Annotated in this window: 16 protein-coding genes; 14 read left to right on the top strand and 2 right to left on the bottom strand. The window is 70.9% G+C overall.

Annotated features, from left to right (window positions below; translation table 11 throughout):
* From AC1DXV_RS07680 to AC1DXV_RS07655, 6 genes are all read left to right on the top strand, one after another.
* A partial coding sequence (locus AC1DXV_RS07680) for an aminotransferase class I/II-fold pyridoxal phosphate-dependent enzyme (protein WP_477933094.1) occupies window positions 1–170 on the top strand: 170 nt, incomplete at its 5' end.
* 26 nt (window positions 171–196) lie between these two features.
* Window positions 197–1399 (top strand): acetyl-CoA C-acyltransferase, encoded by a 1203-nt coding sequence (locus AC1DXV_RS07675; RefSeq protein WP_477864447.1) that lies wholly within the window; start codon window positions 197–199, stop codon window positions 1397–1399.
* 7 nt (window positions 1400–1406) lie between these two features.
* Window positions 1407–2072 carry an SDR family oxidoreductase gene (locus AC1DXV_RS07670; RefSeq protein WP_477864446.1) on the top strand — a complete coding sequence of 222 codons (666 nt, stop codon included), beginning with the start codon at window positions 1407–1409 and terminating at the stop codon, window positions 2070–2072.
* Window positions 2073–2098: 26 nt separating this feature from the next.
* On the top strand, window positions 2099–3229 hold the full coding sequence (locus tag AC1DXV_RS07665) for an acyl-CoA dehydrogenase family protein (RefSeq protein WP_477933090.1): 1131 nt from the start codon (window positions 2099–2101) through the stop codon (window positions 3227–3229).
* A 56-nt stretch (window positions 3230–3285) separates the two neighbouring features.
* A complete protein-coding gene (locus tag AC1DXV_RS07660) occupies window positions 3286–3894 on the top strand; it encodes a GNAT family N-acetyltransferase (protein WP_477869102.1) in 609 nt (202 codons plus the stop codon).
* Window positions 3891–4493, top strand: coding sequence for a 2-hydroxychromene-2-carboxylate isomerase (locus AC1DXV_RS07655; RefSeq protein WP_477869104.1), 603 nt, complete (start codon window positions 3891–3893; stop codon window positions 4491–4493). Before AC1DXV_RS07660 ends, AC1DXV_RS07655 begins: the two co-directional genes overlap by 4 nt.
* Window positions 4494–4505: 12 nt before the next feature.
* On the opposite strand, the gene AC1DXV_RS07650 is transcribed toward AC1DXV_RS07655, so the two are convergent.
* Entirely contained in the window at window positions 4506–5459 is a 954-nt protein-coding gene (locus AC1DXV_RS07650; RefSeq protein WP_477869106.1) for a LysR family transcriptional regulator, read from the bottom strand.
* 70 nt (window positions 5460–5529) lie between these two features.
* Here AC1DXV_RS07650 and AC1DXV_RS07645 point away from each other — a divergent pair, with 70 nt between their 5' ends.
* From AC1DXV_RS07645 to AC1DXV_RS07630, 4 genes are all read left to right on the top strand, one after another.
* Window positions 5530–6894: an acyclic terpene utilization AtuA family protein gene (locus tag AC1DXV_RS07645; protein ID WP_477933088.1), complete on the top strand. Its 1365-nt coding sequence runs from the start codon at window positions 5530–5532 to the stop codon at window positions 6892–6894.
* A complete protein-coding gene (locus tag AC1DXV_RS07640; RefSeq protein ID WP_477869110.1) occupies window positions 6891–7265 on the top strand; it encodes an AtuA-related protein in 375 nt (124 codons plus the stop codon). The genes AC1DXV_RS07645 and AC1DXV_RS07640 overlap by 4 nt, the downstream gene beginning before the upstream one ends.
* A gap of 30 nt (window positions 7266–7295) precedes the next feature.
* Window positions 7296–8270, top strand: a complete 975-nt coding sequence (locus AC1DXV_RS07635; RefSeq protein WP_477933086.1) for a Bug family tripartite tricarboxylate transporter substrate binding protein — start codon at window positions 7296–7298, stop codon at window positions 8268–8270.
* A gap of 91 nt (window positions 8271–8361) precedes the next feature.
* Window positions 8362–10485 carry an alpha/beta hydrolase domain-containing protein gene (locus AC1DXV_RS07630; RefSeq protein ID WP_477933084.1) on the top strand — a complete coding sequence of 708 codons (2124 nt, stop codon included), beginning with the start codon at window positions 8362–8364 and terminating at the stop codon, window positions 10483–10485.
* 8 nt (window positions 10486–10493) lie between these two features.
* Here AC1DXV_RS07630 and AC1DXV_RS07625 read toward each other — a convergent pair whose 3' ends face one another.
* On the bottom strand, window positions 10494–11546 hold the full coding sequence (locus tag AC1DXV_RS07625; protein WP_477933082.1) for an AraC family transcriptional regulator: 1053 nt from the start codon (window positions 11544–11546) through the stop codon (window positions 10494–10496).
* A 122-nt stretch (window positions 11547–11668) separates the two neighbouring features.
* Here AC1DXV_RS07625 and AC1DXV_RS07620 point away from each other — a divergent pair, with 122 nt between their 5' ends.
* From AC1DXV_RS07620 to AC1DXV_RS07605, 4 genes are read left to right on the top strand one after another with little or no spacing between them, the layout of a single operon-like run.
* Entirely contained in the window at window positions 11669–13291 is a 1623-nt protein-coding gene (locus tag AC1DXV_RS07620; protein ID WP_477866166.1) for a carboxyl transferase domain-containing protein, read from the top strand.
* 29 nt (window positions 13292–13320) lie between these two features.
* Window positions 13321–14490: a hypothetical protein gene (locus AC1DXV_RS07615; RefSeq protein ID WP_477866164.1), complete on the top strand. Its 1170-nt coding sequence runs from the start codon at window positions 13321–13323 to the stop codon at window positions 14488–14490.
* Window positions 14491–14498: 8 nt separating this feature from the next.
* Window positions 14499–15281, top strand: coding sequence for an enoyl-CoA hydratase/isomerase family protein (locus AC1DXV_RS07610; RefSeq protein WP_477933080.1), 783 nt, complete (start codon window positions 14499–14501; stop codon window positions 15279–15281).
* 11 nt (window positions 15282–15292) lie between these two features.
* Window positions 15293–16450 (top strand): alpha/beta hydrolase family protein, encoded by a 1158-nt coding sequence (locus AC1DXV_RS07605; RefSeq protein ID WP_477866160.1) that lies wholly within the window; start codon window positions 15293–15295, stop codon window positions 16448–16450.
* The last annotated feature ends 2 nt before the right edge of the window (window positions 16451–16452 follow it).

Raw genomic sequence — 16452 nt, 5'->3', positions numbered from 1 at the left:
CCGCGGGCCTGCGCGAGCGCGGCCTGTGGGTGCCGGCGATCCGGCCGCCGACGGTGCCGGCGGGCAGCGCGCGGCTGCGCATCACCTTGTCGGCGGCGCACACCGAGGCCGAGGTCGACCGGCTGCTGGATGCATTGCACGAGATCGCCGCGAGGCGTACAACAACCTGAGCTTTCACCCCCTGAAGGAGACCCCCATGACCGCACACACGACCGCACACGACACCGACCCCATCGTCATCGTGTCCGCTGCCCGCACACCCATCGGCGGCCTGCTGGGTGATTTCAGCGCGCTGGCCGGCCATCAGCTGGGCGCCATCGCGATCAAGGCGGCCGTCGAGCGCGCCGGCATCACCGGCGACGCCGTCAACGAGGTGCTGATGGGCAACTGCCTGATGGCCGGCCAGGGCCAGGCGCCGGCGCGCCAGGCGGCGCTCGGGGCCGGGCTGCCGCAGTCGGCCGGCGCGGTGACGCTGTCGAAGATGTGCGGCTCGGGCATGCGCGCGATGATGTTCGCGCACGACATGCTGAAGGCCGAGAGCGTCGACGTGATGGTGGCCGGCGGCATGGAGAGCATGACGAATGCGCCGCACCTGATGTTCGCGCGCAAGGGCGTGCGCTACGGCGCGGCCCAGATGTTCGACCACATGGCGATCGACGGGCTGGAGGATGCCTACGACCGCGGCCGCGCGATGGGCGTGTTCGCCGAGGAGTGCGTGGCCAAGTACCAGTTCAGCCGCGAGGCGCAGGATGCGTTCGCGATCGCGTCGACGCAGCGCAGCAAGCAGGCCAACGAAGACGGCAGCTTCGACTGGGAGATCGCGCCGGTGACGGTGGCCGGCAAGGGCGGCGACACGGTGGTGAAGTTCGACGAGCAGCCGTTCAAGGCCAAGCTCGACAAGATCCCGACGCTGAAGCCGGCGTTCAAGAAAGACGGCACGATCACCGCGGCGAATGCGTCGAGCATCTCCGATGGCGCCGCGGCGCTGGTGCTGATGCGCGAGAGCACCGCGAAGCGGCTCGGCAGCACGGTGCTGGCCCGCATCCATGCGCATGCGGTGCATGCGCAGGCGCCGAACTGGTTCACGACCGCGCCGATCGGCGCGATCGAGAAGGTGCTGAAGAAGACCGGCTGGGCCGCGAAGGAGGTCGACCTGTGGGAGGTCAACGAAGCCTTCGCCGCGGTGACGATGGCGGCGATGCACGAGTTCAAGCTGCCGCACGAGATCGTCAACGTGCACGGCGGCGCGTGCGCACTGGGCCACCCGATCGGCGCGAGCGGCGCGCGCATCGTCGTCACGCTGCTGGGCGCGCTGCGCAAGCGCGGGCTGAAGCGCGGCGTCGCGGCGCTGTGCATCGGCGGCGGCGAGGCGACGGCCATGGCGGTGGAGCTGGTCTGACGCGCCGATGAACATCCTCATCATCGGCGCCTCGCGCGGCATCGGCCTCGAATTCGTCCGCCAGTACCGCGAGGCCGGCGCACGCGTCACCGCCACTGCGCGCGACGATGCCGGCATTGCGCGCCTGCAGCAGCTCGGCGCCGAGGCCTTCGCGCTCGACGTGACCGACACCGCGAGCGCCTCGGGCCTGGCCTGGCGCATCGACGGGCAGGCCTTCGATGTCGTCGTCGTCAATGCCGGCGTGCTCGGGCCGCAGCTGGCGGCGCCGCAGACGCCGAGCGCGGACGACTTCGATGCGGTGATGCACACCAACGTGCTCGGTGCGATGCGCATCCTGCCGCAGGTGATGGAATCGCTCGCGCCCGGCGCGAAGCTCGCGGTGCTGTCGTCGCGCATGGGCTCGATCGGGCTGCGCAGCTCGGGCAGCAGCTGGCTGTACCGCGCGTCGAAGGCGGCGCTCAATTCGGTGCTGAAGGACATGTCGTTCACGCTCGCCGGCCGCGCGACCTGCGTCGCCTTCCACCCGGGCTGGGTGCGCACCGACATGGGCGGTTCGTCGGCCGACATCAGCGTCGAGCAGAGCGTGGCCGACATGCGGCGCACGCTGGCCGCGCTGCAGCCGTCGGAGAACGGCAGCTTCCTGAACCACGACCACCAGCCGCTGGCCTGGTGACACTGACAAGAACGAGGAGACACCCCATGCTGACCGAAGACCACCGCGCGGTGCAGGACGCCGTGCGCGCCTACGTGCAGGACCGCATCGCCCCGCAGGCCGCCCGCTGGGACAAGGAGCACCATTTCCCGAAGGACGAGCTGCGTGGCCTGGCCGAGCTCGGCTGCTACGGCGTGGCGGTGCCCACCGAGTGGGACGGCGCCGGGCTCGACTACCTGAGCCTGTCGCTGATCCTCGAGGAGATCGCGGCCGGCGACGGCGCCACGTCGACCATCGTCAGCGTCAACAACTGCCCGGTGTGCTCGATCCTGATGGCCTGGGGCGACGAGGCGCAGAAGGCGCTGTGGCTGAAGCCGCTGGCGCGCGGCGAGATGCTCGGTGCGTTCTGCCTGACCGAGCCGCACGTCGGCTCGCAGGCCGACGGGCTGAAGACGAGCGCGGTGCGCGACGGCGAGCACTACGTGCTCAATGGCGTCAAGCAGTTCATCACCAGCGGCCAGCACGGCGACGTGGCGATCGTGATGGCGGTCACCGACAAGGCGGCCGGCAAGAAGGGCATCAGCGCGTTCATCGTGCCGACCTCGACGCCGGGCTACGTGGTGGCGCGGCTGGAGGACAAGATGGGCCAGCACGCGAGCGACACCGCGCAGATCCTGTTCGAGAACTGCCGCATCCCGGCGGCGAACCGGCTGGGCGAGGAAGGGCAGGGGCTGAAGATCGCGCTGTCGGGGCTGGAGGGCGGGCGCATCGGCATCGGCTCGCAGGCGGTGGGCATGGCGCGCGCGGCCTTCGAGGCGGCGCTGCGCTACGCGAAGGAGCGGGTCGCGTTCGGCAAGCCGATCTTCGAGCACCAGGCGCTGCAGTTCCGGCTGGCCGAGATGGCGACGCAGATCGAGGCGGCGCGGCAGCTGATCCACCACGCGGCGCGGCTGAAGGATGCCGGCCAGCCGTGCCTGAAGGAGGCCGCGATGGGCAAGCTGTTCGCGAGCGAGATGGCCGAGCGCGTGTGCAGCGAGGCGATCCAGATCCATGGCGGGTATGGGTATGTCAGCGATTTCCCGGTCGAGCGCATCTACCGCGACGTGCGGGTGTGCCAGATCTACGAGGGCACGAGCGACGTGCAGAAGATCCTGATCGGGCGGGCGCTGGCGGGGTGATGCCGGAAGACTGTCTCCGCACTGCGGAGACAGTTTCACTTGAGCGGACAACTGGCATGAACACTTCCGAACCCTTGTCGCATCGCCTCTTCACCACCGCAGGAGCCGCGGCGTGGAAGCTGACCGAATCCGATCTGCCGGACCTGCAGGCGTTCTTCGTCGCCAATCCCGACTACTTCGTCGCGGTCAACGGCATGGCACCTCGTGCCGACGAGGCCCGGCAGGAGTTCGAGGACCGGCCGCCGGTGGGAATGCCGTTCGACGATGCGTTCATCCTGGTCTTCGCTGACGACAGCGGGCGCCTGATCGCGATGGCGTCGATCACTGCCAACCTGTTGGCAGCGCGGGTGTGGCACATCGGCCTGTTCATCGTGGCCACATCACTGCATGGGTCGGGTGCCGCCGCCTTGCTGTATGCCGGGCTCGAGGCCTGGCTGAAGGCGCAAGGGGCGCTGTGGATCCGCCTCGGCGCCGTTGTCGGCAACACCAGGGCGGAGCGCTTCTGGGAGCGACAGGGCTACACCGAAGTCAGGCGCCGCGCCGGCACGCAGCTCGGTGACATCACTCACACCGTCCGGGTTCTCGTCAAGCCGCTGGGCAGCTTGGGCCTCGACGATTACCTTCGCCTCGTCCCTCGCGATCATCCCGAGTCACTGTTGCCATGAACACCCCCATCGACTTCTACTTCGACTTCTCTTCGCCGTATTCCTACATCGCCTCCGAATGGATCGAGGCCCTGGCGGCGCGCCATGGCCGCACCGTCGCGTGGAAGGCGGTGATGCTCGGCGCGGTGTTCCAGGCCGCCGAGCTGAAGAGCCCCGTCTCGCACCCGGTCAAGCGCGAGTACTCGCTGCACGACTTCGAGCGCTCGGCGCGCTTCGCCGGGGTGCCGCTCGCGATGCCGGCGAAATTCCCGATCGCCACGCAGAACGCCTCGCGTGTGTTCTGGTTTCTTCACGACAGCGATCCGGAGCGCGCCGTGGCCTGGGCCCGGCTGTGCCTGCGCGCGTACTTCACGCGCGGTGTCGACCTGGGCGATGCGGTGGCACTGGCCGGGCTGGCATCCGATCTCGGCTTCGAGGCCGGCGCGGCCGAGCGCGTCTGGACCGATCCGGTCTGGAAGGACCGCCTGCGCCAGGTCAATGACGCGGCGATCGCGGCCGGCGTGTTCGGTGCCCCGTTCTTCGTGATCGATGGCGAACCCTTCTGGGGCAACGATCGGCGCCCGCAGATCGAGCGCTGGCTGGAGAGCGGCCCGTTCTGATCAAGCTCCGGATTACGGACTGCGGATCGGCTTCTTGCGGTTGACGGCAGTGGCGCGGCTGACCTTGGTCGCCGCTTTCGTCCCCTCCGGCGGCCGCGCCATCACCCACTCATACAGCCCCTGCGCCGCCACCGACAACCCGCGGTCGCGCCGCCGCACCAGGTAGAGCTGCCTTTGCAGCCCGGGCCACGCCAGCGGCCGCGTGACCACGCCGGGCGCCTTGAAGTGGAACAGCGTCAGCCACGGCACGATGCTCACGCCCAGCCCCGCGCGCACCATGCCCATCACGGTGGCGAGCTGGTCGACCTCCAGCACCGCGTTCATCACCTGCGGATGCGTCGCGGCATCCAGGTACTGCCGCACGCTCGACGTGCGCGACAGGTGGATGAAGGGCCAGGCCGCCACGTCCTTCGGCCGCACCTCGGCCAGGCGCGCCAGCGGATGGCGCGCCGGGCACACCAGGTGGAAGTCGTCGCTGCAGAACGGCTCGGCGCGCAGCTCGGGCGTCTCGGCGCGCGTGGCCGCGAGCGCGAAATCCGCATGCCCGCTGCGCACGAGCTCGATGCACGGCTCCGACAGCACGTCGGCCACCTGCAGCTCGATGCCCGGCCAGGCCGCGCGGAACCCCGCCAGCACCGGCGGCAGCCAGCCGGCCGCGAGCGACGGCAGCAGCGCGATCGAGACCCGCCCGCGCCGCCGCGCGGCCTGGTCGCGCACGCCGGCCAGCGCGCTGTCGAACTCGTCGAGCACGCGCCGCGCCGACAGCTCGAACTCGCGGCCCTCGGCCGTCAGTTCCACCGAGCGCGTGCTGCGGTCGAACAGCCGCAGCCCGAGCGCCTCCTCCAACTGGCGGATCAACGCACTGAAGGCCGGCTGCGACAGGTGCATCGCCGCCGCGGCCCGTGTGAAGTTGCGCTGCCCCGCCAGCAGCACGAAGGCGCGCAGCTGCCGGGTCGAGACATTCATTTGCATTGCAGATCAACTCATCCGAAATTGCGAATTCCCATATTAATCGCCGCTGCCTACAGTCGGCACCATGAATCGACAACCCTTGCGCATCGGTTGCGCCGCCGGCTTCTCGGGCGACCGCACCGATGCGGCCGGCCCGGTGGTCGATGCGCTGCTCGCCGCCGGCGGCCCCGGCGTGCTGATCTTCGAGACCCTGGCCGAGCGCACGCTGGCGTTGGCGCAGCTGGCGCGCCGCGACGATCCGCTGGGCGGCTACGAGCCGCTGCTCGATGACCTGCTGCGGCCGGTGCTCGCGCGCTGCCTGGCCGGCGGCCTGCGCATCGTCAGCAACTTCGGCGCGGCCAACCCGCAGGGCGCTGCGCAGCRCATCGCGGCGCTGGCGCGCGAGCTCGGCGTGCGGGTGCCGCGCATCGCGGTGGTGTCGGGCGACGACCTCGCGGGCGATGCGCACCGCGGCCTGCTGCTCGACGCGCTGGGGCCGCAGGCGGCTGCGCTGAACATCGTCGCGGCCAACGCCTATCTCGGTGCCGAGGCGATCGCCGATGCCTTGCGCGCCGGCGCCGAGATCGTCGTCTGCGGGCGGGTCGCCGATCCGTCGCTGACCGTCGGCCCGGCGCTCGCGCACTTCGGCTGGGCGCTCGACGACTGGGACCGCATCGCCGGCGCCACGATGGCCGGGCACCTGCTCGAATGCGGCGCGCAGGTCAGCGGCGGCTATTACGCCGACCCGGGCTACAAGGACGTGCCCGGCCTCGCGACGCTCGGCTATCCGATCGCCGAGATCGATGCCGACGGTGGCTGCGTCATCACGAAGCCTGCCGGCACCGGCGGGCGCATCGACGAACACACCGTGAAGGAGCAGCTGCTCTACGAGGTGCACGACCCCTTCGCCTACCTGACGCCCGACGTCGTGGCCGACATCGGCCAGGCGCAGGTGCGGCAGCTCGGCCCCGACCGCGTGCGGCTCGACGGCGTGCGCGGCCATGCGCGGCCGGCGCAGCTGAAGGTGAACGTATGCCACGAGACCGGCTGGCTGGCCGAAGGCGAGATCTCGTACGCCGGCCCGCGGGCCGAGGCGCGCGCGCGGCTCGCGGCCGAGGTGCTGCGCGAGCGGTTGCACGGCCTGGGCACGCTGCGCGCCGACCTGATCGGCGTCAGCAGCGTGTTCGCCGACGACGCTGGCCGCTGGAACGGCAGCGCCAGTGAGCACGACGGCCGAGACGTGCGCCTGCGCGTGGCGCTGCAGCATGCAGAGCGCCGGCAGGCCGAACGCCTCGCGCGCGAGGTGACGGCGCTGTACACCTGCGGCCCGGCCGGCGGCGGCGGCGTGCGCACCGCGCTGCGCCGCCGCCTGGGCATCGCCAGTTGCCGCGTGCCGCGCGAGCGCGTCGAGGCGGGTTTCGCATTCCTGCCGAACGGAGAGGGCGCATGAGCGACGAGATGAACGTCGAGGTCCCGCTCTACCGCGCCGCGCATGCGCGCACCGGCGACAAGGGTGACCGCGCCAACATCAGCCTGATCGCCTGGCACCCGCAGCTGTGGCCGCTGCTGGTCGCGCAGATCGACGAAGACGCGGTGCGCCGCCAGTTCGCGCACCGCCACCCGGGCCGCATCGTGCGCCACCTGCTGCCGCTGCTGCACGCGATGAACTTCGTGCTCGACGACGTGCTCGACGGCGGCGTCAACGGCTCGCTGAACCTCGACGGCCACGGCAAGGCGCTGTCCTTCCTGCTGCTGGAGCTGCCGCTGCGCGTGCCGCGCACGCTGCTGCCGCTGCTCGCCGGCCCGCCGCTCGATCGCTGACGAATCCAAGAACCACACCGGAGACAAACGATGAAGATGTACCGTTCCCTGCTCGCGGCCGCGCTGGCGCTCACGGCGCTCGCCGCCGTGCCGCTGCACGCGCAGGCCCAGGCCTGGCCGGCCAAGCCGATCACCTTCGTCGTGCCGTTCGCGGCCGGCAGCGCCACCGACCAGCTGGCGCGCGCGCTCGGCCAGTCGGTCACCGTCGACACCAAGCAGGCGGTCGTCGTCGACAACAAGGCCGGCGCGAGCGGCATGCTGGCGGCGCAGAGCGTGGCGCGCGCCGCGCCCGACGGCTACACCGTGCTGATCACCACCAACACCACGCATGCGGCCAACGAGCACCTCTACAAGAAGCTGCCCTACGACCCGGTGAAGGATTTCGTGCCGGTCACCGGCCTCGGCAAGGGCGGGCAGGTGATGGTGGTGAACGCGAACTCGCCGTACAAGACGGTGGCCGACGTGATCGCCGCGGCGAAGCAGCAACCGGGCAAGCTGAGCTTCGGCAGCGGCAGCTCGTCCAGCCGCGTCGCCGGCGAGCTGTTCAAGCAGATGGCGCACGTCGACCTGCTGCATGTGCCGTACAAGAGCAACCCGCTCGCGATCACCGACCTGCTGGGCGGCCAGATCGACCTGATGATCACCGACACCTCCACCGGCGTGCCGCAGGTGAAGGCCGGCAAGCTGCGCGCGCTGGGCATTTCCACTGCGCAGCGCTCGCCACTGCTGCCCGAGGTGCCGACGATCGACGAGGCCGGCGTGAAGGGCTACGACATGGGCTACTGGTTCGCGGCCTATGTGCCGGCCGGCACGCCGGCTGCGGTGGTGCAGCGGCTGCGCGACCTGCTGGTGGTCGGCACCGGCAGCGCCGCGGCGAAGAGCTTCTTCGACGGCAGCGGCTCGGTGCCGTTCACGACCAGCTCCGACGGGCTGGCCGCCTTCCAGGCCACCGAGACCAAGAAGTGGGGCAAGGTCATCCAGGCCGCCGGCATCGAACCCGAGTGATCCGGGCACTTCGGCGCACCCACCCGCCTCCCTGCAGAGGGCGCCGCCAGAGCGCCCCGGGGCGGAGCCTTTTCAACCGACAGGAGACAACATGACACGCTTCGATTTCAAGCGGCTGGCGGCGCTCGCGCTGGTAGCCTCGCTGGGCGGCTGCGGTGGTGACGATAGCGGCACGGCCGCTCCCGCGGCCACCGTGCCACAGGTCCACCTCGCCATCACGGCCACCGAGGATGTCGCTGGCAACTGGGGCAGCGTCGGCGCCTACGAGAAGCTCAGCGGCACGCTGCGCGGCGAGGTCGATCCGAAGGACCCGCACAACGCCGTCATCCAGGACCTGGCGCTCGCGCCGGTCAATGCGCGCGGCATGGTCGAGTACCAGTCGGAGTTCGTGCTGCTCAAGCCGAAGGACATGGCGAAGGCCAGCGGCGTGCTGCGCTACGACGCGCCCAACCGCGGCAACATCCTGACGATGCCGAACCCGGCCGCGACGCCGAGCGATGCGGTGTTCTTCGAACGCGGCTACGTGCTGCTGTACGCGGCCTGGCAGGGCGACGTGCCGAAGAGCAGCGCCGCGCGGCTGACGCTCAGCGTGCCGGTGGCCGTCAACAAGGACGGCAGCAGCATCACCGGCAGCTACCGCAGCGAGTTGATCCCTGCCGCCGCGACGCCGGTGATGACGCTGCCGGGCGGCGTCTTCAACGGCACCATGATTCCCTACGCCCCGGCCAGCCTCGACAACAGCCTGCCGGGCTACTCGCTGACACGCYGCCTCAACGAGGGCGATGCCCGCGTGGCCATCCCCCCGGCCGACTGGAAGTTCGCGGATTGCGACAACGCGGCCAAGCCCTTTCCCGGCACGCCCGACGGCAGCAAGGTCTGCCTGAAAGGCGGCTTCGACCCGGCCTGGCTGTACGAGCTGGTCTACGTCGCGAAGGACCCGAAGGTGATGGGCGTCGGGCTGGCCGCGCTGCGCGACACGGTGAGCTTCCTGCGCCACCGGGCGGCCGATGCCGATGGCGTCGCCAACCCGCTGGCGGGCCGCATCACGCATGCCATCGGCCAGGGCACCTCGCAGTCGGGCAACGCGATGAAGACCTTCCTGCACCTGGGCTTCAACCAGGCGCTGGACGGCAGCAAGGTGTTCGACGGGATCTATGCGCACGTCGCCGCGCGCCAGACCAACATCAACACGCGCTTCGCGGTGCCGGGTGGCGGCGGCGCGATCCGCACCGACCACACCGCGTTCGGGCAGACGGCACCGCGCGCGCTCGACAAGGACGCGGTCGATCCGCTGACCGGCCGGCAGGGCGGGGTGATGACGCGCTGCGCGGCCAGCAACACCTGCCCGAAGTTCTTCCTCGGCCTGTCGGGCACCGAGTTCTGGCAGCTGCAGGGCTCGCCGGTGCTGACCGATGCCTGGGGCTTCCGCGACCTCGTGCAGCCGGAGAACGCCCGCATCTACTACTACGCCGCGACGCAGCATGGCGGCGCCGGCGGCACGTCGAGCATCGCGTACGCCCCGGCGAACAGCGTCTACCCCCGCGGCACGGTGGCGCACCACAGCGACACCTTCCGCGCGCTGTTCATCGCGCTCGAAGACTGGGTGGTGCGCGATGTCGCGCCGCCGGCCAGCCAGGTGCCGGCGCTGGCCGACGGCACGCTGGTGCGGCCCGAGCAGGTCGCCTTCCCGGCGATCAAGGGCGTGAGCTGGCCGGTGGCCGGCATCGCGACGGCGGTGCCGGATTTCTCGTACCGCGGCTGGTTCAATGCGTACAAGGTGCTGGACTTCGGGCCGCAGTACGTGCCGCAGGACGAGAGCGGCATCGCGACGCAGTTGCCGCCGCTGGTGGGGGTCGACTACGCGATCCTGGTGCCGCAGGTGGACCCGTCCACCGGCCTGTCGACCGCCGGCATCCGCGGCGTCGAGGTGCAGGCGCCGCTGGGCACGAGCATCGAGTTCAACTACGTGGCTGCGCCGGGGGTCGTCGACCTGACGAGCCTGACCGGCAGCTACCTGCCGTTCCATGCGACCGAGGCGGCCCGGCTGGCGGCCGGCGACGGGCGGCCTTCGCTCGAGTCGCTGTACGGCAACCAGGCCGGCTACGTGGCGGCGGTGACGGCCGCGGCGAACCGGCTGGTGGCGCAGCGCTTCCTGTTGCAGCGGGATGCGGATCTGCGCATCCAGCAGGCCACCGCGACAGCAGTGCTCCCGTAGCCCGGGTGCTAACCCGGGTTGCCACCTGGATGGCGGAAATCGCGCGGCGACTTGCCGGTCCACAGCTTGAACGCCCGCGCGAAGCTCTTGTCGTTGTCGAAGCCGACGGCCAGCGCCACCTGCTTGACCGGCCGGTCGGTGCGCAGCAGCAGCTCGCTGGCCTGGTCGCGCCGCACTTCATCCTTCAGCGCCTGCAAGCCGACGCCTTCGTCCTTCAGCTGCCGGTGCAGGCTGCGCACCGACAGGTTCAGCGCATGCGCCAGCGCGTCCGCGGTGCCGAGCCGCGCGGCATCCTGCCGCAGCAGCTCGCGCACGCGGCGCGCCAGCAGCCGGTCGCGCCGGTAGGGCAGCACGGTCAGCGGCAGCGCGCGTTGCAGCATCGTCTGCAGCGCGCGTTCGTCGCGCCGCAGCGGCATCGCCAAGTCCTGCGCGTCGAAGCTGAAGCCGGCCTGCGGCGCATCGAACCGGACTGCACCGGGGAACAGCACCGGGTACACGTCGCGGTGCGGCGGTGCGGCGAACGGGAAGCGCGCGTCGCGCAGCGCGATCCGCGAGTCGATCGCCCAGCACGCGAAGCCGTGCAGGTAGCGCAGGCTGGTGACCAGGCAGAACTCGCGCAGCGCGCCGAAGCGGCGGTGCTCGTCGAGCGTGATGGTCGCGAGCGCCCCGTCGACCGTCAGGTCGAGCACCAGGTCGTCGGTCAGCAGCCGGTGGTGCCGGCACCAGCGCTTCAAGGCCACGCCGAGCGTCGGCGACGTGATCGAGGCCCGGCACAGCATGCCGTAGCTGCCCCACGGCAGCTTGCGCGCGAACCAGCCGAGCGCTTCGTCATCGAGCTCCTGCATCGCGAAGGCGCACAGCGCCTCCATCTGCGCCGCGGTGATGCGGGCCTCGCTGCGCCGCAGTTCGGCTGGCGTGATTTGTGCCTGCTGCAGCGCGCCGCGCGGGTCGACACCGTAGCGCTCGTAGGCCAGCACCACGGCACGCACGAAGGCCATCGGCGTGGCGGCGGTGCGGCTGCCGCGCAGCGGGGCCGGTGTGGAGAGCGTGACTCGGGGCATGCCGGCAAGTCTGGCACGATTTGCAACCTGCATGGCCGCCGATGCGGTCGGTGGCTGCGTATGCTGCGCAAGCCTAGACTTCGCCCAGCGCGGCACCGGCGACCGCGCGCCCAGGAGACCTCATGCCCGCCCTCGCGTCCAAGCTCAGCCCCCGCTCGGAAGACTTCAAGGCCAATGCCGCGGCGATGCGCGCGCTGGTCGACGACCTGAACGCGAAGCTGGCGCGCATCGCGCAGGGCGGCGGCGATGGCCCCCGCGCCAAGCACCTCGCGCGCGGCAAGCTGCTGCCGCGCGATCGCGTCGAGATGCTGCTCGACCCCGACACGCCCTTCCTCGAGGTGGCGCCGCTGGCCGCGCTCGGCATGTACAACGACGACGCGCCGGGCGCCGGGCTGATCGCCGGCATCGGCCGCGTCTCGGGCGTCGACTGCATGATCGTCTGCAACGACGCGACGGTGAAGGGTGGCACCTACTACCCGATGACGGTCAAGAAGCACCTGCGCGCGCAGGAGATCGCGCAGGCCAACCGGCTGCCGTGCCTCTACCTGGTCGACAGCGGCGGCGCCAACCTGCCGAACCAGGACGAGGTCTTCCCCGACCGCGACCACTTCGGCCGCATCTTCTTCAACCAGGCGCAGATGAGCGCGCAGGGCATTCCGCAGATCGCCGTCGTGATGGGCTCGTGCACCGCCGGCGGCGCCTACGTGCCGGCGATGAGCGACGAATCGATCATCGTGAAGAACCAGGGCACGATCTTCCTGGCCGGCCCGCCGCTGGTGAAGGCGGCCATCGGCGAGGTGGTCAGCGCCGAGGACCTGGGCGGCGGCGACGTGCACACGCGCCTGTCCGGCGTGGCCGATCACCTGGCGCAGAACGACACCCATGCGCTCGCGATCGCGCGCACCGCGGTCGCGCACCTGAACTGGCGCAAGGATCCGGCGCTGCGCTGCATCGCGCCGCGCGCGCCGCTGTTCGATGCGGCCGAGCTGCACGGGGTGATTCCCACCGATGGATCAGGTAAGAGCGGGCGCAAGCCGTTCGACGTGCGCGAGATCATCGCGCGCATCGTCGACGCGAGCGAGTTCGAGGAGTTCAAGGCGCGCTACGGCACGACGCTGGTCACCGGCTTCGCGCACATCGACGGCATGCCGGTGGGCATCGTCGCGAACAACGGCGTGCTGTTCTCCGAATCGGCGCAGAAGGGCGCTCACTTCATCGAGCTGTGCTGCCAGCGCAAGATCCCGCTGGTGTTCCTGCAGAACATCACCGGCTTCATGGTGGGCCGCAAGTACGAGGCCGAGGGCATCGCCAAGCACGGCGCGAAGATGGTGACGGCGGTGTCGACCGCGCAGGTGCCCAAGTTCACGGTGATCATCGGCGGCAGCTTCGGTGCCGGCAACTACGGCATGTGCGGCCGCGCGTTCGACCCGCGGCTGCTGTGGATGTGGCCGAACGCGCGCATCTCGGTGATGGGCGGCGAGCAGGCCGCGAGCGTGCTGGCCACCGTGCGCCGCGACGGCATCGAGGCCAAGGGCGGCAGCTGGAGCGCCGAGCAGGAGGCCGCCTTCAAGCAGCCGGTGCTCGACCAGTTCGAGCAGCAGGCGCACCCGTACTACGCGAGCGCACGCCTGTGGGACGACGGCGTGATCGACCCGGCCGACACGCGCCGCGTGCTGTCGCTCGCGATCAGCGCGAGCCTGAACGCGCCGATTCCGGACGTGAAGTTCGGCGTGTTCCGGATGTGATGCACGACGATTCAACGAGGAGGAGCCTTGTGAAAATCAGCTTGATTCGAGGTCCGGCCATCGCGCTGGCCGCCCTGGAGGCTCTTGTCCTGGCCGGATGCGCGTCCGTGTCGGGCGGCTCGTCGCAGCCGCTGTTCGTGAAGGTGGAGACGCTGGACGCCGTCGCGGTCCCGGCCGCCGACTGCGTGCTGACCAACGACAAGGGCAGCTGGCGCCTGCGTGCGCCCGGCGACCTGCAGGTCAGCCGCTCGAACAAGCCGATGAAGATCGAGTGCCGGCAGGCAGGGCTGCCGCCGGGGCAATTGAGCGTCGAGTCGAGCACGCGCGCCGCGATGTTCGGCAACATCCTGCTCGGCGGCGTGATCGGTGCCGGCGTCGACTACGCCAACGGCGCCGCCTTCGAGTACCCGGGCGTCGCGGTTGTCACGATGGGCCGCACGGCCAGCCTCGACCTGTTCGCCGTGAAGGGCAGCGGCAATGCGAGCAGCCTGAATCCGCGCACGATTCCGGCCTCCACCGCGTTCGCGGCGGTGGACGATGTCGACAAGGTGCCGAACGGGCCGGCGGCTCGCGCGCGCTACCGCGAATTCCTGAGCCGCCCGCTGCCGCGTGCCTTCGCGGCCAGCCAGGACGGCCAGCACGTCGGCGTGTCCTACTCCTGGCATGGCCTGGAGCCCGGGGCACCGGCCGATCCGAACCTGCGGGCGATGGACTTCTGCCGTCGCGCGTCGAAAGGGGCGGCGTGCCGTCTCTACGCGGTCGACTCGACGGTGGTGTGGGTCGTGCCGACCGAGGCCGACAAGGTCGCGCTCTCGACGACGGCGGCGTCGACGGCCGAACCGAAGCTCAACCGCTTCGCCGCGCCCGCGGACAGCAAGTTCGCCAACCTGAGCGACGTGGCCGCGGTGCCGGTGCGCGACGACGCGCGCGGCAAGTACCTGCAGTTCCTGACCTTGCCGATGCCGCGCGCGTTCGCCGTCGCGGCCGACGGCAGCTCGCGCATGGCATCGGACAGCGTCTCGGCGATGGCCGATGTGTTGAGCGCCTGCGAGCGCGAAGGCAAGCCGTGCTGGCTCTACGCGGTCGACGACCGTGTCGTCTGGCGCACCGACCCGGCGCAGCGGGTGAGCCGCGCGAGCCAGCTCCAGGCGGCTCCTGCGACCGTGCCGATGCCGCGTGCCGCGCAGGCGACCGAGTGAACGCAGCCATGACCACCACCCTCGACATCCGGCGCGACGGCCCGGTCGCCCGCGTCTGGCTGAACCGCCCCGACGTGCGCAACGCCTTCAACGACGGCGTGATCGCCGAGCTGCGCGAGACCTTCGCCACCCTCGGCGCCGACGGCAGCCTGCGCGCCATCGTCCTCGGCGGCCACGGCAAGGCCTTCTGCGCCGGCGCCGACCTGGCGTGGATGCGTGCGATGGCCGACTACAGCTGGGAGCAGAACCGCGCCGATGCGCAGGCGCTGGCCGACATGCTGTGGGCGGTGTACAGCTGCCCGGTGCCGGTGGTCGGCCGCATCCACGGCGACTGCTATGCCGGCGGTGTCGGCCTGGCCGCGGTGTGTGACGTGCTGGTGGCGTCCGACGCGGCGACCTTCTGCCTCAGCGAAGCGAAGCTCGGCCTGCTGCCGGCCACCATCAGCCCGTACGTGATCCGCGCGCTCGGCGAGCAGGCGTCGCGCCGCTACCTGGTGACGGCCGAGCGCTTCAGCGCGGCACAGGCCCAGTCGCTCGGCTTCGTGCACGAGGTCTGCGCCGCCGACGCGCTGGACGCCAAGGTCGACGAGATCGTGGCCGCCCTGGTCGCCAACGGGCCGATGGCGGCGCGTGCCTGCAAGCGGCTGGTGCAGGACATCGCCGGCCAGCCGATCAGCGCGGCGCTGCGCGAAGACACCGCGCGCCGCATCGCCGACATCCGCGCCAGCGACGAAGGCCGCGAAGGCGTGCAGGCCTTCCTGGGCAAGCGCAAGCCGTCGTGGCTGGCATGAGGAAGCGATCGATGAAGACAGCGTGGAAAGCCTTTGCCCTGTGCCTCGCGCTCATGGCGCAGGGCGCCTCGGCGCAGCAGGCCGAGGAGGTCGTGCCGTCGAAGGACCTGCGCGAGGAGATGCAGCACATCGGCGTGACCGTGAAGGACCTGTACGGCCGCCAGGAGACGCGGCAGATCCCGGTCGTGATCTTCCGGCCGCGCGGCGACGGGCCGTTCCCGCTCGCCATCATGAACCACGGGCGCGCGACGACGGACAAGCGCGCGCAGCAGGGCATCCAGCGCTTCGAGCACGTCTCGCGCTACCTGGTCAGCAAGGGCTTCGCGGTGCTGCTGCCCACGCGCGTCGGCTACGCCGAGACGTATGGCGACTTCGATCCCGAGGCGAACGGCGACTGCAACTCGCTGCGCGTGGACGCCTCGGCGAAGGCCGCGTCCGACCAGGTGCTGGCGACGCTCGCGTTCGCGAAGACGCTGCCCTACATCGACACCTCGCGCTGGCTGGTGATGGGCCAGTCGGTGGGCGGCTTCACGAGCATCGCGACCGTCTCGCGGCAACCGGCCGGCCTGGTCGGGGGCATCAACTTCTCCGGCGGCACCGGCGGCAACCCCGAGCTGCGCCCCGGCAATCCGTGCAGCCCGGCGCGCGTCGCCTCGCTGTGGAAGGAGCAGGCCGCCACGGCCAGCGCGCCGATGCTGTGGCTGTACTGGGAGAACGACCTGTTCTTCGGGGCCGCGGTGCCGCGCATGTGGCACGAGGCCTTCACCGCCGGCGGCGGCAAGGCCGAGTTCCACCAGCTGCCGGCCGTGGGCAGCAACGGCCACGGCGCGATCAACTTCGACATGAACCACTGGGTGCCGCTGGTCGAGGCCTGGCTCGCGAAGCTCGGCTTCGACAAGCCGGGCACGATCGCGCGCCCGCCGGCCAGCGGCTTCGCGGCGATCGGTGACGCAGACAAGGTGCCGATGACCGGGGCGGGGCGCGAGGCGCGCTATGCCCGCTTCCTCGAATCCAAGCCGCCGCGCGCGATCGCGATCGGTGCCGATGGGGCAAACGGCATCGCATCGGGCGACTGGGCGATCGGGCGCGCGCTGGGCTTCTGCCAGAAGCGCCGCGGCGAGCCCTGCAAGCTGTACGCCGTCGACAACGACGTGGTGTGGACGCCCTGAAC

The sequence above is a fragment of the Rhizobacter sp. P3_C12 genome (genome assembly GCF_056402735.1).
This window is presented reverse-complemented; position numbering and strand designations above follow the sequence as displayed.